The following is a 20217-nucleotide window of genomic DNA, read 5'->3' on the forward strand; positions in this document are numbered from 1 at the left end:
ATGATGTCGGCAGAAGACAAGAGCGGGGGCGCCGGAAGCCCGCGTGCGGCCGAGGGGCGCCCCTCCGGCGTCGCGCCGGCGGCCGAGGCGCGCCCTGCCGTCCGCGCGCAGGTGCTCGCGGACCCCGACTCCGTCGGCTCCCTCACGCTCTCGTGCTCGCCCCAGCTTGTGGGCCCGAGGACGACGAGGGACATCATGCGCAACGTGCTCGTGGCGATGGCCCCGGCGCTCGTCGCCTCGGTCGTCATCTTCGGCGCCGCCGCGCTCGTCACCTGCGCGGTGGCGGTGGCCTCGTCGGCGCTCTTCGAGTACCTGTGGTGCCGCCTGAGGAGGACGCCCAGCACGGTCGGCGACCTCTCTGCCGCCGTGACCGGCCTCCTCGTCGCCTTCAACGTGCCGGCGGGCATACCGCCCTACATGGTCGTCATCGGCTGCTTCGTCGCGATCGTGATGGTCAAGGAGCTCTTCGGGGGCATCGGCAAGAACTTCGCCAACCCTGCGATCGTGGCGCGCATCATGCTCTCCGTCGCCTTCCCGGCGGCGATGACCGCCTACCCCGTGCCGCGCGTGGCGCTCTCCTCCATGGATGCCGTGAGCTCGGCGACCATGCTCTCGCCCTCCGCGCAGAAGCTCCCGTGGCTCGACATGTTCCTCGGGACCGAGATGGGCGTCCTCGGCGAGACGAGCGCGCTCGCGATCCTGCTCGGCCTCGCCTTCCTGCTCGCCACGAGGACGGTGAGCTGGCACGTGCCCGTGACCTACCTGGGCTGCATCTTCCTCCTCTCGGCCGCCATGGGGCTCGACCCCGTGGCGCAGATCCTGAGCGGCGGCGTCATGCTGGGCGCCGTCTTCATGGCGACCGACTACACGACCTGCCCCGTCACGGCGCGCGGCAAGTTCGTCTACGCCCTGGGCATGGCGCTCATCACCTGCCTGATTCGCTTCTGGGGCAACATGAACGAGGGCTGCGCCTACTCGATCCTCTTCATGAACCTGCTCGTGCCCTACATCGACGCGACGTGCGCGTCCAGGCCGCTCGGCGCCCCGAAGAGGCGCCTCTTCGGCCGCACGTCGGGCAGGGGAGAGACGGAGAGGGGGGCAGGGGCCCATGAGTAGCGATCCTACCAAGGCCGCCCGCGCGGCGGGCGAGGGGCGAGCGCGTCGCGCGGGCGCGGCGCGTCCCGTCGTGGCGCTCGTGTCGATCTGCGCGATCTCGAGCGTGCTGCTCGGCGTCGCCAACTACGTGACCGCCCCCATCGCCGCGGCCCGGGAGGCCGAGCGTGCCCAGCGGACCTACGCCGCGCTCATGCCCGAGGCCGCGAGCTTCGAGGAGGTCCCCTGCGACGTGGAGGGCTGCACCGCCGCGCTCGCCGCGACCGACGCCTCCGGCGCGCCCGTCGGCTACGTGATAGTCGCCCAGTCCAAGGGCTACGGGGGAGAGGTCCCCATCGCCGTGGCCTTCGACGCGGACGGCGTCGCCGAGAACGTGGTCGCCATGGAGAACAGCGAGACGCCCGGGCTCGGTCAGAGGGTCTCGGAGGAGTCCTTCATCGGCCAGTTCCGCGGCAGGGGGGCCGAGCCCCTCCAGGTATCGGACATAGACACCATCAGCGGCGCCACGATCTCCTCGAAGGCCGCGCTCGCCGCGTACAACGTCGCCGTCGAGGCATATGGGGAGGTGCGCTAGTGGAGGAGAAGGACATGAACGCCGCACGGGCGGCGCAAGGCGCCCCCGCCGCGCCCGCGGCAGGGGCCTGCCCCGGGGCCCAGGCGGAGGGCGCCGCGGGGACGGCCGGCCTTGGGGAGGTCTTCGCGGCCGGGCTGCTCCGGGAGAACCCGGTGCTGCGCCAGGCGCTCGGGCTCTGCTCGACCCTCGCCATCACCACGGCGGTGACCAACGGGATCGGCATGGGGCTCGCGACCACCTTCGTGCTCGTGTGCTCCGGCATGGTCGTCTCGGCCGTGCGCAGGCTCATCCCCGACTCGGTGCGCATCCCCGCCTACATCACGATCATCGCGAGCTTCGTGACCCTCGTCATGATGGTGGTCAAGGCCTACCTGCCGGCGCTCGACTCGGCGCTGGGCATCTACCTGTCCCTCATCGTGGTCAACTGCATCGTGCTCGGCCGCGCGGAGGCGTTCGCCTCCAAGCACGGCGTCCTGGAGTCCGCCGCGGACGGCCTCGGCATGGGCATCGGCTTCACCATCACGCTCGTGCTCATGTCGGCCGTGAGGGAGGTCCTCGGCGCAGGTACCTTCCTGGGCGTCAGGGTCCTGCCCGGCTTCGTCGAGCCGATGCTCGTCATGGTGACCCCGGCGGGCGGCTTCGCGACGCTCGGAGTCATCCTGGCGGCCTCGGTGGCGATCGAGCGCCGCCGCCGCCCCGAGGCGGAGGTGGATCTCGCGGACGACGTGTGCGCAACCTGCACCCTGGGCTGCGCCTTCAAGGCCAACGAGGACCGCTTCGCCCGGATGGAGCAGGCGGTGGAGCGCTTCGAGCGTGACCGCGCGCAAGCCGGCGTCGCCGCGGGCGCAGGCTCGGGCTCGGGGCCTGACGCCGGCGCGCTCGCCGGCGGGAAGGGGAGTGAGGCGTGATGGCACAGTACGCGTCCATCCTGTTCGGGATGATCCTTGTCAACAACTTCGTCCTCGTGCGCTTCCTCGGGATCTGCCCCTTCCTGGGCGTCTCGAAGCGCCTCGACTCGGCGGTCGGCATGGGCCTCGCGGTCACCCTGGTCATGGTCCTCGCGACGGCGGTCACCTGGCCGCTCCAGCAGCTCCTCGACTTCTGGGGCCTCGGCTACCTGCAGACGATCACCTTCATCCTCGTCATCGCCACGCTCGTGCAGCTCCTCGAGATGGCCGTCAAGCGTTTCCTTCCGCCGCTCTACCGCTCCCTGGGCGTCTACCTGCCCCTGATCACCACCAACTGCGCCGTCCTCGGCGTCGCCATCCTGTGCATCGACGACGGCTACAACTACCCCCAGTCGCTTGTCGCCGCGCTCGGCGGCGGCCTCGGGTTCCTGCTCGCCATGGTCATCTTCTCCGGCGTGCGCCGCCGGGTGGAGGAGGCCGAGCCCCCCGAGGTCTTCCGCGGGTTGCCGATCACGCTCGTGTCGGCCGCCATCACCTCCATGAGCTTCATGGGCTTCTCGGGCGTCATCGACCACCTCTTCGGCGCATAGGAGGCACCGACATGCAATCGATTGCGTTGACGGTGGCGCTCGTCGTCGCCATAGGGCTCGTCGGTTCCGTCATCCTGGCCTTCTCCTCCAAGGCGCTCGCCGTCGAGGAGGACGAGCGGCTCGATAAGATCGTGGACATCCTGCCGGGCCTCAACTGCGGCTCGTGCGGCCACCCCGGCTGCGAGGGCTACGCGCAGGCGATCCTGGAGGGCGCCCCCTGCACCGACTGCGTGCCCGGGGGCTCCCGCGTCGCCGGCGAGCTCGCGGAGCTCATGGGCGTCACGGTGGGCGGTGTCAAGGTCCGCCGCGCGATGGTCGCCTGCAACGGCGCCCCCGACAGGATCCGAGGCGCCCTCATCTACGACGGCCCGAGGAGCTGCCGCGTGTTCTCCACGATGAGCCACGTGTCGCGCTCGTGCACCTACGGCTGCATCGGCTTCGGCGACTGCGTCGAGGTCTGCGAGTTCGACGCCATCCGCATCAACGAGAACGGCGTCGCGGTCGTGAACCCCCTCCTGTGCACGGGCTGCGGCGCGTGCGCCGCCGTCTGCCCGCGCCACGTCATCTCCGTCCACGAGAAGGGCGCCTCGCAGGTGGCCGCGTTCGTGAAGTGCCAGAACCCCAACACGGGCAAGCGCGCCAAGCAGGCGTGCTCGAACGTCTGCATCGGCTGCGGCAAGTGCGCCAAGGCGTGCCCGGAGGGCTGCATCGAGGTCAAGGACCACTACGCGCGCATCGACACCTCCAAGTGCTCCGGTTGCCTCGTCTGCGTCGACCAGTGTCCCGTCGGCGTGATCCACCCCATGCCGTTCTGCGCTGAGGTAGAGTAGCGATGCCGCGTCTCCGTCACGCGGCGGAGGGAGCAGACATGGAGGTCAACATCCTGGAGCTCGTCGAGGGCGCGAGAAGGGCGCGCGGCCTCACGGTCGTCATCGACGTGTTCCGCGCGTTCACCCTGGAGTGCTACCTGTTCGCGCAGGGGGCCGAGAGGATCTATCCCACGGGATCCCTCGAGGAGGCGCTCGCCCTCAAGCGCGAGCACCCGGACTACCTCGCCTTCGGCGAGCGCGGCGGCGCGCAGGTCGCCGGCTTCGACTACGGCAACTCGCCCTCCCAGGTCGCCGGACTCGACCTCACGGGCGTGACCTGCATCCACACCACCAGCGCCGGCACGCAGGGCGTGGTCGGGGCCACGGGCGCGGACGAGGTCGTCACCGCGTCCCTGGTGAACGCCCGCGCGGTCGCTCGCTACATCGAGGCGCGCGACCCGCGCGAGGTGTCGATCGTGGCGATGGGCAACGCGGGCGTGAGCTCGGCCGCCGAGGACGTCCTGTGCGCCCGCTACATCAAGTCCCTCCTCGAGGGCGACCCTATCGACGTGCGCTCGGAGGCGGCGGCGCTCGCGACGGGCGCCGGGGCGAAGTTCTTCGACCCCGCCCGCCCCGAGTTCCCGGAGGCGGACTTCCCGCTCTGCGTGGACTGCGACCGGTTCGACTTCGTGGTCCGCGTCGGCGCCGACGCCGGGGGACGCCTGGTGAACACCCGCTTCGACTTGCGCGGGTAGCCTGTCGCATTACGTCTGCGTCACGTTGGCGGACGCGGGGGCATGGGCGCTGATTTGATGTGAGAAGATGGCCCGAGTCGCGCCCGCTATGGCTCACGGTAGGGGACGGGCGCCAGGGGAGGGCCATGCACAGAGAATTCCTCATGGGCAACGAGGCAATAGGCCTCGGGGCCCTCGCAGCCGGCGTCGACGTCGTCGCGGGCTATCCGGGCACGCCGTCGACCGAGGTCATCGAGACCATCGCCCGCCGCAGGCAGGCGGGGACCTACGTCGAGTGGTCCGTCAACGAGAAGTCCGCGATGGAGGTGGCCGCAGGCGCCGCGTACTCCGGGGCCCGTGCGCTCGTCACCATGAAGCAGGTCGGCCTCAACGTGGCCGCGGACCCGCTCATGAGCCTGGAGTACGTGGGCGTCAAGGGCGGCATGGTCGTGGTTGTCGCGGACGACCCCGGCCCCATCTCGAGCCAGACCGAGCAGGACACGCGCACCTTCGGGATGTTCGCCAAGGTGCCGGTGCTCGACCCGTCCGGCGTCGCCGATGCCTACGCGATGGTCCAGGACGCCTTCGAGCTCTCCGAGCGCGAGCACACCCCGGTCATCCTGCGGCCGACCACGCGCGTCGACCACGGCTACGAGTCGATCGAGGTCATAGACCCAGGGGAGTGGCACGAGACGCATCCCGAGGGCTTCGTGAAGGACTCGTCGCGCTGGGTGATCTTCCCGAGGCTCTCGACGGCCAACCACGCCCTCATCGAGGAGAGGAACGAGCGGCTCTCGCGCGAGCTGTCCGCCTACGCGGGCAACCTGCTCGAGCCCGGCGTGGGCTCGTGCGCCAGGCTCGGCGTCGCCACCCAGGGCGCGAGCCTCGGCTACGTGCGCGACCGCCTCGCCGAGCGCGCAGACGGCTCCTGCCCCAGGCTGCTGCGCGTCGCCACGCCGTTCCCCTTCCCCGAGGAGCTCGCCGTCCGCTTCCTCGAGGGCCTCGACGCGGTGCTGGTCGTGGAGGAGCTCGACCCCTACATCGAGCGCCAGCTCGTCTACGTCTGCGGGCGCCATGGGCTCCGGGTGCGGGTGCTGGGCAGGATGGGAGGCGCGGCGCTGCCGCGGTCGGGCGAGATGAGCCCGGAGGTCGTGGCCCGCTGCCTCGACGCCTTCCTGCCGCCGGTGGAGTCCGCGCCTGACGACGGCGCGCCGGGCGCCGACGGCCCGGGGCGCGAGGCCCTTCTCGCCCCGGGCGACGCGAAGGGGGACCTGGCGCCGCAGCTTCCCGTGAGGCCGCCGGTGCTCTGCGCGGGCTGCCCGCACCGGGCGAGCTTCTATGCCGTGAAGGTCGCCATGAGGGGGAGGAAGACGGTCTTCTGCGGGGACATCGGCTGCTACACGCTGGGCAACGCGAAGCCGCTCGACATGTGCGACACCTGCCTGTGCATGGGCGCCGGCATCAACATCGCGCAGGGCGTGCGCCACGTGGAGCCGGACACGCGCGCCTTCGCGTTCGTCGGCGACTCGACCTTCTTCGCGTCGGGGATCACCGGGGTCGTGAACGCCTTCTACAACCAGGCCGACCTCACGCTCGTCGTGCTCGACAACTCCACCACCGCGATGACCGGCCACCAGCCGCACCCCGGCATCGGCCGCACCGCGATGGGGGAGGTCGTTGAGCGGGTGAGCATCGAGCGCGTGCTCAGGGGTATAGGCCTCACCTGCGTCGAGACGGTCGACCCGCTCGACCAGGAACTCGCCGTCAGCACCGTGCGCCGGGTCTCGGAGGAGCCGGGCGTCAAGGCCATCATCTTCAGGTCGCCCTGCGTCGTGCTCGCCAGGCCGGCGGCGAGGAGCCGAGTGGACCTCGCGACCTGCATAGGGTGCCGGCGCTGCGTCGGCGAGCTCGGCTGCCCCGCGCTCTTCGTACGCCCCGACGGCAAGGTCCAGATCGACGAGACTCAGTGCACGGGCTGCACCCTCTGCGAGCAGGTCTGCCCCGTCGGCGCCATCTCGGGAGGGGAGCGGCTGTGAGCGAGAACATCGTCCTGTGCGGCGTCGGCGGCCAGGGGACCGTCCTCGCCTCGAAGCTGATCGCCTCGGCCGCGATGGGGCGCGGCCTGCCCGTCAAGACGGCGGAGACGATCGGCATGGCCCAGCGCGGCGGCAGCGTCTTCAGCCACGTGCGGATCGGCGCCGACGCCGCGTCGCCCTTCGTCGCCCGGGGGACGGCGGACCTCGTCGTGGCCTTCGAGCCGGCGGAGGCGCTCCGCCAGCTGCCCTACCTGCGCGCGGACGGCGCCATGGTGGTGAGCTCGCGGCCGGTGGTGCCCGTCACGGCGACCATCGGTGGGCCCGCCTATGACCTCGAGGCGATCATGTCCTACCTGGCCGCACACGTGAGGCGCCTCACGGTGGTCGACGCCGACGCCGCCGTGGCAGACCTCGGGACGGCGAGGGTCATGAACGTGGTCCTCCTCGGCGCCGCCGTCAGCGCGGGCGCGACCGGGCTCACCGAGGGCGACCTGCGCGCGGCGGTGGGGGAGCGCGTCCCCGAGCGCTTCCGCGAGCTCAACGAGCGCGCCCTCGGCTGGGCGGCCGCGCACGGCGCGGGCGAGACCACGGCGGGGCCTGCGCGCGGCGCGGGTCCGGCGCGGGACGATTAGAACAAGACGCGAGGTTAGGAAGGCCCATGCAGATCTCCGACCGACAGCTCGACCTCGTCAACAGGCAGATCGAGCGCCTGCGCAAGTCCGACAACTTCTACGGCAGGCGCCTCAAGGAGGCGGGCGTCACCGGCGTCTCCTCCGCGGAGGAGTTCTGCCGCCTGCCCTTCTCGGAGAAGGCCGACCTGCGCGCGGCCTACCCGCTGGGGCTCATGGCGGTGCCGGAGGACGAGATCGTGCGCATCCACTCGAGCTCGGGCACCACGGGCACGCCCGTGATCATCCCCTACACGCAGAAGGACGTCGACGACTGGGCCACGCAGTTCGCCCGCTGCCTTGAGATGGCGGGCGTCACCCGCCAGGACCGCGTGCAGATCACCGTCGGCTACGGCCTCTGGACGGCGGGGGTCGGCTTCCAGGCCGGCGTCGAGAGGCTCGGGGCCATGGCGGTCCCGATGGGTCCCGGCAACACCGAGAAGCAGCTCAAGTTCATGTGCGACATGGAGACCACGGTCCTGTGCGCCACCTCGAGCTACGCGCTCCTTCTCGCCGAGGAGGTCGAGAAGCGCGGGATGCAGGACCAGATACACCTCAGGCGCGGGGTCATCGGCTCCGAGCGCTGGGGGCAGAAGATGCGCTCGCGCATCGAGGGGCTCCTCGGAATCGAGCTGTACGACATCTACGGCCTGACCGAGGTCTACGGGCCCGGCACGGGCATCAGCTGCAGGTGCGGCTGCGGCATCCACACCTGGGACGACTTCAACTACCTCGAGATCGTGGACCCCAAGACCGGAGAGCCCGTGCCCGACGGCGAGTGGGGCGAGGTCGTCTACACGACGCTCGTGAAGGAGGGCGCGCCGCTGATCCGCTTCCGCACGCACGACATCAGCCGGATCATCCCCGGCCCGTGCCCCTGCGGGGACCCGCACCCGCGCATCGACCAGATCCAGGGCCGCTCGGACGACATGATGAAGATCAAGGGCGTCAACGTCTTCCCGCGGCAGATCGAGGAGGTGCTCCAGAGGTTCCCCCAGCTCTCGAGCGAGTACCAGATCCGCATCAGTCACCTCGACGGGCGCGACACCATGCGCATCTACGTCGAGACGGACGGCACGCAGAACTTCCTGGAGCTCGGCGACGAGGTCGCGCACGAGGTCAAGAGCCGGATCGGGTTCACGCCGATCGTCAAGGTCGTCGAGATGGGCCTCCTGCCGAGGAGCGAGAAGAAGACCAGGCGCGTGTACGACGAGCGCTACGAGTAGGGGCGCGCCGTCGGCCACGGCTCTGGCGGGAAGGCCGGGTCGTGTCCGGCCCGGCGCAGGGGTGCGGTCGCCTAGCCCAGCAGGTTGGCCCACGCGACGGCGACCACGAGCGCCGGCAGCATGTTCGCGACGCGGATCTTGCGGTCGAACAGCAGGTTCACGCCGACGCAGAAGATCAGCATGTTGCCGACGAGCGAGAGGTCCGCGAGCGCAGCGGTGGTCATGACGGGGCGCACGAGGCCGCTGAGCAGCTCGATCGCACCCTGGAACAGGCCGACCGGCACGGCCGCGAAGATGCAGCCCCTGCCCATCGACGCCGCCATCACCATAACGATCACCAGGTCGAGTGCCATCTTGGCGAGAAGGACGCTCGGGTCGTGCAAGAGGGCGTCCTGGATGGAGCCGACGACGGCCATGGCGCCGACGCAGACCGTGAGCGACGCCGACACGAAGGCGTCCACGAACTCGCCGTCGCCCCCGTTGCCCGTCCGGTCGCGCAGCCAGGTGCCGAAGCGCTCCACGAGACCGTCGAGGTCGAGCAGCTCGCCCGCCGTCGAGCCCAGCACGAGGGAGACGATGGCCATCCACGTGCCCGTCGTGGCGAGACCGCCGTCCGGACCGACGACGAGCATGCGCTGCAGCGTGCCGGAGACTCCGACGAAGACCACGAGCACGCCCATCACGACCATGAGGGTCTCGCGAAGGCGCGGTGTGATCCAGCGCGACGCGAGCACGCCGAGGCAGCCGCCCACGGCGACGCCCGCCACGTTCGCTATCGTCCCCACACCCGGCATGGCACCCTCCGTCCCTCGTTGCCTCGGGCCCGACGTCCTTCTCGCCCGCGGCTCTCGCGCGCGGCTTATCGTCTGCGGCAGGTCGAGATGGTACAGCTTCGGGAGACGACGCACCGCCTGCTCGGGCGCGGCGTTTCGATACGGCAACGGACGCCGGGACGCCAGGCACCGCGGACGTCGGGTGGCCGGGCGCAGGGCACCGCGGACGTCGGGCCGCCGGCACCGGACCGTCGCGGGCGCCGGTCCTTCTCGCACGGAGGCCTAAAGACATCTAAGCGGCTATGCATGAGATTTTCTCTTGACGACGCATAGAGGTTATCTGACCGGGTACAAGGAAATCTGTTCACGTCGTACAGAAGGGAAGCGCTGCCTGATGAAGCAGTTCAAGACCGAGAGCAAGAAGCTGCTCGACCTCATGATCAACTCGATCTACACCAACAAGGAGATCTTCCTGAGGGAGCTCATCTCGAACGCGTCGGACGCCATCGACAAGCTGAGCTTCGAGAGCCTCACCAACCCCGACATCAAGGTCGACCAGGCCGCGCTCGCGATCCGCCTGTCCTTCGACAAGGACGCGCGCACGATCACCGTCTCGGACGACGGCATCGGCATGACCGAGGAGGAGCTCGACAAGAACCTCGGCACCATCGCGCACTCCGGCTCGGAGCAGTTCAAGGAGGAGAACGCCGAGCACCAGGGCGATGACATGGACATCATCGGCCAGTTCGGCGTCGGGTTCTACTCCGCGTTCATGGTGGCGGACAAGGTCCGTGTCGTGAGTCGCGCCTTCGGCGCCGACCAGGCCTTCGCCTGGGAGTCCGACGGCGTCAAGGGCTACACCATCGAGCCCGCGGCCGAGGGCGAGCGCTCCGGAGCCGACGACCACGGCACCGACGTGATTCTCTACCTGCGCAAGAGCACGGACGCCGATGACACCGACCGCTTCCTCTCCGAGTGGGGGCTGCGCGACCTCGTCAGGAAGTACTCCAACTACGTGCGTCACCCGATCACGATGATGGTGACCAAGAGCCGCCAGAAGCCCAAGCCGGCCGACGCGGGCGACGACTACAAGCCCGAGTATGAGGACTACCAGGAGCTCGAGACGCTGAACTCCATGACGCCGATCTGGAAGAAGCGCTCCGGCGACGTGGAGCAGAAGGACTACGACGAGTTCTACAAGTCCACCTTCCACGACTTCGCCGACCCCCTGCGCACGATCAGCTTCCACGCCGAGGGCACGCTCTCCTATGACGCGCTGCTCTTCATCCCCAGCCAGGCGCCGTTCGACCTCTACAGCAAGGACTACGAGAAGGGCCTCGCGCTCTACACCAGCAACGTCCTCATCCAGGAGAAATGCGCCGACCTGCTGCCCGACTACTACAACTTCGTGCGCGGCATCGTGGACTCCCCGGACGTGAAGCTCAACATCTCGCGCGAGACGCTCCAGCAGAACGCGCAGCTGCGCGCCATCGCCCGCCGCGTCGAGAAGAAGGTCACCTCCGAGCTCGAGGACATGCGCGATAAGGACCGCGAGTCGTTTGAGAAGTTCTTCGAGAACTTCGGGCGCGGCCTCAAGTTCGGCATCTACAGCTCGTATGGCTCCAAGGCCTCCGAGCTCGCCGACCTGCTGCTGTTCTGGTCCGCGAAGAACCAGAGCATGGTGACGCTCAAGGAGTACGTGGACTCGATGGCCGACGGCCAGGACAAGGTCTACTACGCCTCGGGCGAGTCGCGCGAGCTCGTCGAGCAGACGCCCGCGGTCAAGGGCGCGCTGGCGCACGGCTACGACGTGCTCGTATGCACCGAGGACGTGGACGAGTTCATGTTCCAGTTCATGCGCAGCTACCACGTCGACGCCGTCGCCGGCGACTCCGAGCACAAGGGGAGTGAGGCGCGCGACGTCGAGCTGGCCAACGTCGCGGACGCGAACCTCGACCTCGCGACGGAGGACGAGAAGAAGGAGGCCGAGAGGCTCAACGACGAGAACAAGGACCTCTTCGCGGCGATTAAGGAGTCCTTGGACGACAAGGTGACCGACGTCAAGGTCTCCGCCAGCCTCGACGCGGACACGCCCGCGACGGTCTCGGCCGCCGGTCCCGTCTCGCTCGACATGGAGCGCCGCCTGCAGGGCCAGCCGGGCATGGGCGACGCCCCCAAGGCCGAGCGCGTGCTCATGCTCAACCCCAAGCACCCCGTCTTCGGCAAGCTGCAGGCGGCGAAGGACGACGCCGACAGGCTCAAGCTCTACGGGCACATCCTGTACGACCAGGCGCTTCTCGTCGAGGGGCTGCCGATCGACGACCCCGTCGAGTTCGCGAAGGACGTCACGCAGCTCATGTAGCCACCGGGCGGCGTCCGCCCGTCACGCCCGGCACCGGGAGCCGCCATCCGGCGTGCTCCCAGGTGTCGGGCGGTTCGCGTGGCTAGCGCTCGGGCCAAGTCCGGTCGATGAGGTCGCGTACCGCGAGGAGGTCGGTGCAGACGGCGAAGGCCTTCTCCCTGATCTCTGGCGTAGGGGCGACCTGGTCTGGGACCATGATCGGCACGAAGCCACCTGCATGCGCCGCGGTGATGCCCGCAGGGGCGTCCTCGAGCACGATGGTCTTCTCGGGCTGCACCCCCAACTGGCCTGCGGCAAGCAGGAAGACGTCGGGTGCCGGCTTGGGGTGCTCGAGGTTTTGGCCGCTGACGATTGTTGCGAAGTGCTCGCGCAGGCCGAGCCTCTCGAGCTGGGCGATGATCCTGTCGATTCCGCCGGAGCTGGCGACCGCCGTCGGGATGCCTCTCTTCTCCAGGTAGGCGAGAATCTCGTCGAGCCCCGGCTTCTTGGTGGCCTCCCTGAGGGTGAGCTCGCTGCCGACCTCGTCGAGCCGTCGGAAGATGGCGAGGGCGTCGACGCCATTCCCGAGGTACCGCTCGATTTGCTCGGCAGTGGAGCTTCCGGCCGTACCGCGGCAGGCGTCCGGAAGCCCCTCGGGGACCTCATGGATGCCGAACTCCTCGAGCGTCGGCGCCCAGGCTCTGGTCCAGATTGGTTCGGTGTCGACCATCAGGCCGTCCATGTCGAAGATGACGCCGTCGAGGACGGGTGCAGGTGAGGTCTGGTCAGTGGCTTCGGGCATGGGCTGTTCTCCTTGTGGTCGGTCTCGCGACGAGGCGGGCGGGCGCTGCGGGCTTGGCGGCAGGGGCTTCGGGCACGGCCGCCGGGTGGTGTCGGGGCTTCCTGGCGGGCTATTTCACTTCGCCGGGACGCCCGACGTCCGGTCGCAGCTGGGACGCCCGATCGCGGCTGGGACGCCCGGTCGCAGCTGGGACGTCCGGTCGCAGCTGGGACGTCCCCCGGAAAGCCCCTCCTCCATCGGGGTGATTCTAGCATTGCCCGCAAGGTGCCTACGATTCGCCGGGCGTCATGAAGCGGGGTCTCTCGGACCGAGGCTCGTGGCACGTCTTCGGAGGCCAACCGGGCAGCGATCCGGCGATACGGTGAGATTCCGATTGCTTCGAACCGCTCAGATCAGGCCAAGACGAACGATATCTCTCCATAGACGAGTGTTGCGGTATGTGGGCCGCCCGATGCGACGCAAACTGTAGTTTGCAACCGGCCGCAGTTGGCAACCGGCTGCAGTTGGCAACCGACCCTCTTGAGGCCAGACTATCTTGATGTCTTGTGAGCGGAGTCGTCCTGTTATTCCTGCTCGAAGCCGAAGATGAATGCCCGCAGATGTCGCATGCACTTGTTACGTTGTCGTGATGTCCGCATCGCCGTGATGGCTGCACGCAGTGGCGCTGGCGCCACCGTGATGGCCGCGCCGCAGTGGTGCCAGCCCGTGGAGTCGGGGCGGTGGTCGCCCAGGCAAGCCTAGCTCAGATTCACATCGGCTAGCCGGGCTTCATGGACCGCGCTCGTCTGTCGGCGGCGTGTCATCGCGATGGCGACGGGCGCTCCTGTCGTGACGCTGCAGCAGGGCTGGTACTGCGCCGCCTCGGCTTGCTCGCGCGGGCGTTGGCGTCCCGTAGCGTGCGGCAGCTTGGACTACGGTGATCGCGAAGCGATGCTGGGCGAAGGTCGAGCGAGGTCATCGGGCGGTCATGCGGTATGTCGAAGGCGTCCAGCACCCTCGCCAGTCGGTCCGGGCGAAGGTCTGCGTAGGAGAGGCGCAGCACGCGCCCGCTCGCTGCGAGCCGAGACTCTCGAATGCGTTCGTCTGCCAGCACGTCGACGGAACACCTACCGTGGGTCATCGCAGGATCTGAATACTTTGCCCTGCCGTCGAACTCGCCGTAGACGGTGCCGGTCGGGAGTCTCCATGTGAAGTCGGGCCTGTAGATGTGACCATCGCCCAAGGCACTCATGACGCTTACCTGGAGTTCAGGCAATCGGAATCCTAGCTCGGCCATGACGGCCCTCGCGAGCGACTCGCCCCCGCTCTCGCTCCTGGCGTCGGCCCAAGACATGGTCGAGATGGCATGACGAATCCCACGCAGTCCGCGGCCGGCGCTTCTGACGAGCTCCCGGAACGGCTCCGCAGACATCCTGCTTGCACGCAGCGCGGAGTCTGCTATGACGAGCCCCTCGGCGAAGCTCAGGTGCCTCAAGCAGTCGACGACGGTGCGGGGAAGCGAGGTCACGAGCATGCCGTCGACTCGTACGGTCGGAACTTCTCCGATCGCGTGCCGGACGACCACCCTTGTGCTCCTGCCGTGGCGTGTACGGGGCACGGCTATGTGCACTTGCCCAAGCAAGTGGAAGGACACGGCGAGCCCGTGCACGATTGCGGCGCTGACGCCACAGAACACCCAGTCCGGATGCAGGGCCGCGATGGAGCGAATGAGCATGAGCGCGCGTGCGCGCGGGTTGAGTGCGGTCCACGCCTCGGTCCGGACAAAGAGCCCTCGAGCAGGCGACGTGACGGTGCCGCGCCTCACCATGCGGCGCAGGCGCTGACGCTCGGCGTCACTTTGCGCGCGCAGGCAAGTTCCACACGCAACCGCCTGGTCAAGCCGTATCTCCAGCACATCCCGGCCACCCATGGCTCATCTCCCGTCCGCGCTCCCTCTAGCGATGGAAGGTGGGCAGAAGGGTACTACTGCTGGCGTGGCCGCTGGGTGGCGAAACATCGCAATCGGCGAACGGTTGTTCGTATCACCACTGGGCCGGTGCCCTCGACGCCTCGTCGCTTGCTCCGCACTCCATCTGTTGAGCTTTCGTTCGCCTTCGAGCGACAAGTACGTGCACGAGCGAACGAAACCTCACCTTTCCGCCGCGTGGCACCTCACGCGGCGTCCCGAACGTGATCCGAGCGGCGTACTTGGCCGAGGGCCGCAGTGCTTCCGCCGGCTACTTCGAGGCCTTGCCCTTGCTCTTGGAGTCGTCGAACCCAGGCGTGCGCCGGTCCTCGCCCCAGAAGCAGCATGACAGCATGTCGGGACCGACGTGGCAGCCGATCGTCGGTCCGATGGTGGAGCGGTACACCTTGAGGTCGCCATCTCCCGCCAAGAGGGAGGCCCTCAGGGAGTCGCCGTCACCCGCACAGTCCGCATCGCCGATGGCGACGGCGTTCTCCTCGCAGGTGGGCAAATGGAGCGCCTCGTAGAAGTCGCGCATCTTCCGCATCGCCTTGCGGCGTCCGCGCGCCACCCCCATGACGGCGAGCGAGCCGTCGAGTCTGAAGGTAAGGAGGGGCTTCACGTCCAGCATGCCGCCGACGACCGCGACCGACTTGGGGATGCGGCCTCCACGGTGCAGGGCGTCCAGATTGTCCACCATGAAGATGGTGTGCACGTGGAAGCGCGCGTCCTCGGCCCACGCGACCAGTTCCTCGGCCGTGAGGCCCTCGTCGCGCTTCTGGACGGCACGATGGATGAAGAGGTTCTGGGTGGTCGAGCCGATGAGGCAGTCGACAACGTAGATCGGCGTGGGCAGCGTTCCCCCGTGCTTCTCGCGGACGCGATCGAGCGCGGTGACGGCACCGTTGTACGAACCGGAGATCCCGCTGGACAGGCAGAAGTGAACGGTCGGCACGCCCGTCGCGAGCACTCGCTCGAAGGCCTGCTCGTAAGCAATCTGTGACGGCTGCGACGTCATTGGGCAGGCGCCACCCTTGATGGCCGCGTAGAACTCGTGCGCGCTGCGCGACTGGAAGAGGTCGTCGTAGCCGGAGAGGCCGTCTTCCTTGCCTGCTTCCGTGTAGGTGTAGGGAATCCAGGCGATGCCGGCCTCCTCGACCTCCTCGGCAGAGAAATCGCAGCACGAATCGGTCATGATGTTGCACTTGGTCGCCATTTGGTCTCCTTGGTCGCCGCGCGTCCTGCGGCGCGGCTTGCATGGGCCGAATTCCCTTATGAGAAGTACAGTCTCGCGGACTCATCGAACGTGACCTAAGATACCGCATCTCGCCGAGCGACCCTCCACTCAGGTACGGCGCATGGCGGTAAACGCTGGCACCTCGTGCGGCTGCCGCCCCGTGCGGTGCATACCCAACGAATGGTGAGTCTTCGTTCGCGTGCCCCGGCCTAGTTGGGCCCAACACGAACGATTTCTCAACACGTGACATCGTGACGCCCGTGCCGCAAGCCCTGGGCTTCTCGGGAGCCGGGCCCCGGGCCCCGGGCTCCCGAAGTCGCGTCCTCGCCGGGCCACCCTGGCCGGACACCCGTGTTCTAGAGACGCGTCGAGTAGGCGCAAGTCGCTGACCAGTGACTATGTAATCGAACTCGACATGTCGAACGACGAACTCGACATGTCGAGCAACCAACTCGACATGTCGAGCAAGAAAGTCGACAGTTTTGTGAACGGGTATTGCGCCTCATGTTCAACACGTGCAAAATGCTTGCTTGGTTGCAGATTGCCTGCCGCCGAGATTTGCTTGTAATCATGCAGTCAGTATGTTAGGAGTCCGTATCATGCGCAAGACCAAGACCTTCGAGGGCAAGCGTCACGTCTACGACACTGAGAAGAGCGTCGAGCTCGGTCACAAGACCTTTGGCGAGTTCGGCGATCCGGCTGGTTACGAGGAGGCCCTCTACAAGAACCGCTCCGGCTTCTTCTTCCTCACCGGCAAGGGCGGCGCCGAGTCCAAGTACGCCGACGGCGAGGACATCAAGCCGATCACCGCCAAGGAGGCCGCGGCCTGGCAGAAGTAGCGGCGGCACGCTCCCGCCTGCGAAGTGCGTGGCAGTCGCTCGACCCGGCACGTCCATTGCTGGCCGTGCCCAAACAGGATGAGGGCCCGGGGGAGTCGCTCCCCGGGCCCTCATCTGTAAGCCCAGCCTACGGTCGGACGGCCGCTCGGGGCAACCGGGATAATACCCCGGCTCCACTATGATATCCCTCCAGGCGATCAGAACATGTTCCGCGCCGCGAACTCCGCCTCGACGGTTCGAAACATGAGGTCGACGTCCTCGAGGCCGAGATGACGCTCTTTCTCGTCCTTCTTCAGCGTGCCGCGCCTGCGGGCCCAGTTCTCGAGCGTTGCCGGCCGCGAGTCGTGCGGAAGCGTCCGATACTCGGGGTCGATCCTGCGGCAGATGTCGCGCGTGTCGATGGGGATGATTCGGCCCGCCTTCCTACCCTCGGCGTACCCGTCCAGGTTGAGCATGAGCCACGAGTCCTCGAACGCGGCGTTGTGTGCCATGAACGGGAAGGTCTCCAGCGAGCTGAGAATCGCCTTCTGCAGGTCGCGGTTCTCGCGGAAGGGGAGCTTGCCAGCGAGGTCGCCCCACGAGATGTGGTGGACCTCGGACAGCGGCACGCCCTTCTCCTCGTAGATGTCGGGCAGGCCGCAATAGGCGACGTAGCCGCGCTCCGCCTTGCCCTTCGGCGCGAGTTTCACGAACTCCATGCCCACGTTGACGATGTAGCCGCGGTCGGGGTATCGGTCGGTCGTCTCGAGGTCGATCCCGCAGATCATGCCGGAGACGGGCGCCTCGACGTAGGCGACGTTCAGGTCGCGCGCCTGCGGGCCCGCGCTCCTACGGACCTCCTCGACGGGACGGTGCTGCAGGACGGCGACCGAGCGGATGAGGTCCTCGTCGGAGAGCCGGCGCGCGAGGCTGGTGCCGCTCTCGTTGCGGAGCCGCTCGATGCCGAAGCTGTCGCAGATGGCGCGGTTCCTGTCAGCCAGGTTGCGCACGAGGTCGAAGGAGAAGGGCTCGGAGCCGGCGGGCGCGCTCATCCATGCGTCGGTCAGCAGGGAGATGGCCTCCTCGTTCTTGCGGCGCTCGGCGGTCAGCGCCTCGTCGCCGGAGAGGAAGCCGGGAATCACGAAGGCGCTCGCCTGCTCGATTGCCTGACTCAGATCCATGCTGCGCCTCCAAGAGATAGCGGTAGGGCCGTCCCGCGCGAAGCGGAGCGGCCCTAAAGCGTAGCACGACGGCGCTTGGCGCGCTCGGCGCTGGCGTCGGGCGTCCTCTGCCGTCTCGGGCGGACAAGGACGTGCGCCCCGGGCGCCACCCGCGCCCGGCCCCTAGTCGCCGAAGCTGATGCCGAGCAGCTTTGCCTCCCTCACGAGGTCGCTCTTGGGGTCGACGTACTTGAGCTTGTCCGCGACCTCCTTCAGCGGGACGCGGCACATCTTGTTGTTGACCTTCGCGATCATGTAGCCGAACTTTCCCTCGAGACAGCCACGGGCTGCCTCGACGCCGCACTGCGTCGCGAAGATGCGGTCCTCTGCGTCGGGCCTTCCGCCGCGCTGCGTGTGGCCGGGGATGCCGACGCGCACCTCGCGTCCGGTCTTGGCGATCTGCTCGGCTAGAGCATAGGCGATGGAGGGGTACTTCTCAGCGCGCTTCGCGAGGGCCTTCTTGTACTCCTTCTTGGGCAGCGCGGCCTCCTCCTTGGAGATCGCGCCCTCGGCGACCGCGACGATGGCGAACCTGCCTCCGTCGGCGTTGCGCTTCTCGATCGCCTTGATGACGTTGTCGATGTCGTAGGGGATCTCGGGGATGAGAATGACGTCGGCGCCGCCGGCGATGCCGGCGTAGAGGGGGATCCAGCCGACCTTGTGACCCATGATCTCGACCACGAAGACGCGGCCGTGGGAGCTCGCGGTGGTCTTGATCTCGTCGAGGTAGCGCGTCGCGACGTCGATCGCGCTGGGGAAGCCGAAGGTCACGTCGGTGCCCCAGGTGTCGTTGTCGATGGTCTTGGGCAGCGCGATCACGTTCAGGCCCTCGTCGCTCAGGCGCCTCGCCGTCTTCGTGGAGCCGTTGCCGCCGAGCACGAAGAGGCAGTCGAGCTGCAGCTTGTGGTAGGTCTGCAGCATGGCCGGAACCTTCTCGACGCCGTCTGCGCCGGGCGTGTCCAGCAGCTTGAAGGGCGTGCGGCTCGTCCCCAGGATCGTGCCGCCCTGGGTGAGGACGCCGGAGAAGTCCTGCCAGGTCATGGTGCGGAACCTGCTGTAGATGAGGCCCTGGTACCCGTCCTCGAACCCGTAGATCTCGACCGGCTCCTTCGCGTTGTTGAGGATGGTCTTCACGATGCCGCGCATGGTGGCGTTCAGCGCCTGGCAGTCGCCGCCGCTGGTAAGGAGTCCGATTCTTAGCATGGGAAAGCCCCTCTCGCTGGGTGTGTCTGGCAGGCTTGAGCCGCCATGAGAAAAGTTTCTCACAAAAGGAGTGGCATTCTGCGACCGGCCGAAAATATGCCAGGTCGGGCACATTCGAGCGCCGCCGTGGCGGGTGACGGCTCGGGCGCGGCTCGGACGGCGCCGCCCGAGCCGTCGCCATTCCGATTCCCGGCGCTCGCCGACGGGACGCCCGCTCCCTGCCGACTCTCTCGGTTGCGTATCATGTCTTCTGGCGGCGACCGGCCGTCTTTGGGCCGAGGGGCGTGGCGGGTGGCTCCGGCACTTCGGACGCCTTCCCAACGCAGGTGCGTAGGCTGGGGGATGCTGATGGCAGAGGGTCTTACGGGCGGGCGCGCCCCAGGGGAGAAGCCCGTGCGCGCCGAGGTCACACGCGCTGGGACCGCGCGTGCCGGGACCGTGCGCGCCGAGGTCACACGCGCCGGGACCTTGCGCGCCGAGGTCACACGCGCCGGGACCGCGCGCGACTCGCACTTCTTCGCGGTGTTGTCGCGGATGCGCTACATCGAGCGCTGGTCGCTCATGCGCAGCGCCCGTCCGGAGAACCTCGCGGAGCACTCGCTCGAGGTCGCGGAGATCGCGCACGCGCTCTGCGTCATCGGCAACGTAAGATACGGCCGTGACCTCGACGCCTCGCACGCGGCCCTCCTCGGCATCTACCACGATGCGCCGGAGATCATCACGGGCGACTTGCCGACCCCGGTCAAGTACTTCAGCGGCCGCACCCGCCAGGCGTACGGCGAGGTGGAGGACGCGGCGAAGGAGCAGCTCCTCTCCACGCTTCCCGACGACCTGCGCCCCGTCTACGAGGACGTCCTCGGCACGAGCTGCGAGGACGCCTACCTGCTGCGCCTCGTGAAGGCGGCCGACAAGATCTCTGCGCTCATCAAGTGCGTCGAGGAGGACGCGGGAGGCAACGGCGAGTTCAGGTCGGCCGAGAAGACCATCCGCGAGGTGGTGGACCAGATGGCGGCGGAGCTGCCGGAGGTCCGCGACTTCGTGGCGGAGTTCCTGCCGTCGTACGGCCAGACCCTCGACGAGCTGCTGTAGCGGGCACGGGGCGCCGCGCCGCCCGCAAGGCGCCGGGGCGCCTGCCCATGGCCGGTAGGCGTCGCCGGCCAAGCTGCAATCGACCCAGACGCAATGGGCCACAGGGACCCGGCGTCGGACAACAGAGAAGG

General features: G+C 68.3%; 18 protein-coding genes. 12 read left to right on the top strand and 6 right to left on the bottom strand.

The annotated features are described in order from the left end of the window. The first annotated feature begins 3 nt into the window (after positions 1-3). From VXJ25_RS01105 to VXJ25_RS01145, 9 genes are all read left to right on the top strand, one after another. Positions 4-1116 (top strand): RnfABCDGE type electron transport complex subunit D, encoded by a 1113-nt coding sequence (locus VXJ25_RS01105; protein WP_330957361.1) that lies wholly within the window; start codon positions 4-6, stop codon positions 1114-1116. After that, the gene (locus VXJ25_RS01110; protein WP_330957362.1) at positions 1109-1687 is read left to right on the top strand and encodes an FMN-binding protein; all 579 of its coding nucleotides are present in this window, start codon (positions 1109-1111) and stop codon (positions 1685-1687) included. Before VXJ25_RS01105 ends, VXJ25_RS01110 begins: the two co-directional genes overlap by 8 nt. After that, entirely contained in the window at positions 1687-2595 is a 909-nt protein-coding gene (locus VXJ25_RS01115; RefSeq protein WP_330957363.1) for an electron transport complex subunit E, read from the top strand. The genes VXJ25_RS01110 and VXJ25_RS01115 overlap by 1 nt, the downstream gene beginning before the upstream one ends. Continuing rightward, positions 2595-3185 carry an electron transport complex protein RnfA gene (locus VXJ25_RS01120; RefSeq protein ID WP_330957364.1) on the top strand — a complete coding sequence of 197 codons (591 nt, stop codon included), beginning with the start codon at positions 2595-2597 and terminating at the stop codon, positions 3183-3185. Before VXJ25_RS01115 ends, VXJ25_RS01120 begins: the two co-directional genes overlap by 1 nt. Before the next feature lie 11 nt (positions 3186-3196). Next, the gene (locus VXJ25_RS01125) at positions 3197-4015 is read left to right on the top strand and encodes an RnfABCDGE type electron transport complex subunit B (RefSeq protein WP_330957365.1); all 819 of its coding nucleotides are present in this window, start codon (positions 3197-3199) and stop codon (positions 4013-4015) included. A gap of 38 nt (positions 4016-4053) precedes the next feature. Next, positions 4054-4749, top strand: coding sequence for a 2-phosphosulfolactate phosphatase (locus VXJ25_RS01130; protein ID WP_330957366.1), 696 nt, complete (start codon positions 4054-4056; stop codon positions 4747-4749). Positions 4750-4874: 125 nt separating this feature from the next. Then, a complete protein-coding gene (gene iorA, locus VXJ25_RS01135; protein WP_330957367.1) occupies positions 4875-6764 on the top strand; it encodes an indolepyruvate ferredoxin oxidoreductase subunit alpha in 1890 nt (629 codons plus the stop codon). Continuing rightward, complete coding sequence (locus VXJ25_RS01140) at positions 6761-7396, top strand: indolepyruvate oxidoreductase subunit beta (RefSeq protein WP_330957368.1); 636 nt, start codon at positions 6761-6763, stop codon at positions 7394-7396. The genes iorA and VXJ25_RS01140 overlap by 4 nt, the downstream gene beginning before the upstream one ends. 26 nt (positions 7397-7422) lie before the next feature. Beyond that, on the top strand, positions 7423-8658 hold the full coding sequence (locus VXJ25_RS01145; protein WP_330957369.1) for a phenylacetate--CoA ligase family protein: 1236 nt from the start codon (positions 7423-7425) through the stop codon (positions 8656-8658). A 71-nt stretch (positions 8659-8729) separates the two neighbouring features. Here the strand turns inward: VXJ25_RS01145 and VXJ25_RS01150 are convergent, their stop codons facing one another. After that, complete coding sequence (locus VXJ25_RS01150) at positions 8730-9452, bottom strand: DUF554 domain-containing protein (protein WP_330957370.1); 723 nt, start codon at positions 9450-9452, stop codon at positions 8730-8732. A gap of 373 nt (positions 9453-9825) precedes the next feature. Between VXJ25_RS01150 and htpG the strand changes: the two genes are divergently transcribed. After that, entirely contained in the window at positions 9826-11793 is a 1968-nt protein-coding gene (htpG, locus tag VXJ25_RS01155; RefSeq protein ID WP_330957371.1) for a molecular chaperone HtpG, read from the top strand. Between the two features lie 82 nt (positions 11794-11875). Here htpG and VXJ25_RS01160 read toward each other — a convergent pair whose 3' ends face one another. The 3 genes from VXJ25_RS01160 to VXJ25_RS01170 all read right to left on the bottom strand — a co-directional run bounded on the left by VXJ25_RS01160 (position 11876) and on the right by VXJ25_RS01170 (position 15735). Continuing rightward, complete coding sequence (locus tag VXJ25_RS01160) at positions 11876-12574, bottom strand: HAD family hydrolase (protein WP_330957372.1); 699 nt, start codon at positions 12572-12574, stop codon at positions 11876-11878. Positions 12575-13373: 799 nt separating this feature from the next. Further along, positions 13374-14288 carry a hypothetical protein gene (locus VXJ25_RS01165; protein ID WP_330957373.1) on the bottom strand — a complete coding sequence of 305 codons (915 nt, stop codon included), beginning with the start codon at positions 14286-14288 and terminating at the stop codon, positions 13374-13376. A 502-nt stretch (positions 14289-14790) separates the two neighbouring features. Then, complete coding sequence (locus VXJ25_RS01170; RefSeq protein ID WP_330957374.1) at positions 14791-15735, bottom strand: DegV family protein; 945 nt, start codon at positions 15733-15735, stop codon at positions 14791-14793. A gap of 620 nt (positions 15736-16355) precedes the next feature. Between VXJ25_RS01170 and VXJ25_RS01175 the strand changes: the two genes are divergently transcribed. Next, a complete protein-coding gene (locus VXJ25_RS01175; protein ID WP_330957375.1) occupies positions 16356-16595 on the top strand; it encodes a hypothetical protein in 240 nt (79 codons plus the stop codon). Between the two features lie 197 nt (positions 16596-16792). On the opposite strand, the gene VXJ25_RS01180 is transcribed toward VXJ25_RS01175, so the two are convergent. After that, positions 16793-17755 (bottom strand): 3'-5' exonuclease, encoded by a 963-nt coding sequence (locus tag VXJ25_RS01180; RefSeq protein WP_330957376.1) that lies wholly within the window; start codon positions 17753-17755, stop codon positions 16793-16795. A gap of 162 nt (positions 17756-17917) precedes the next feature. Then, the gene (locus VXJ25_RS01185) at positions 17918-18997 is read right to left on the bottom strand and encodes a 6-phosphofructokinase (RefSeq protein ID WP_330957377.1); all 1080 of its coding nucleotides are present in this window, start codon (positions 18995-18997) and stop codon (positions 17918-17920) included. A gap of 348 nt (positions 18998-19345) precedes the next feature. Between VXJ25_RS01185 and yfbR the strand changes: the two genes are divergently transcribed. Further along, positions 19346-20086 (top strand): 5'-deoxynucleotidase, encoded by a 741-nt coding sequence (gene yfbR / locus VXJ25_RS01190; RefSeq protein ID WP_330957378.1) that lies wholly within the window; start codon positions 19346-19348, stop codon positions 20084-20086. The last annotated feature ends 131 nt before the right edge of the window (positions 20087-20217 follow it).

The organism is Olsenella absiana (assembly GCF_036408855.1).
Lineage (GTDB): Bacteria > Actinomycetota > Coriobacteriia > Coriobacteriales > Atopobiaceae > Olsenella_K > Olsenella_K absiana.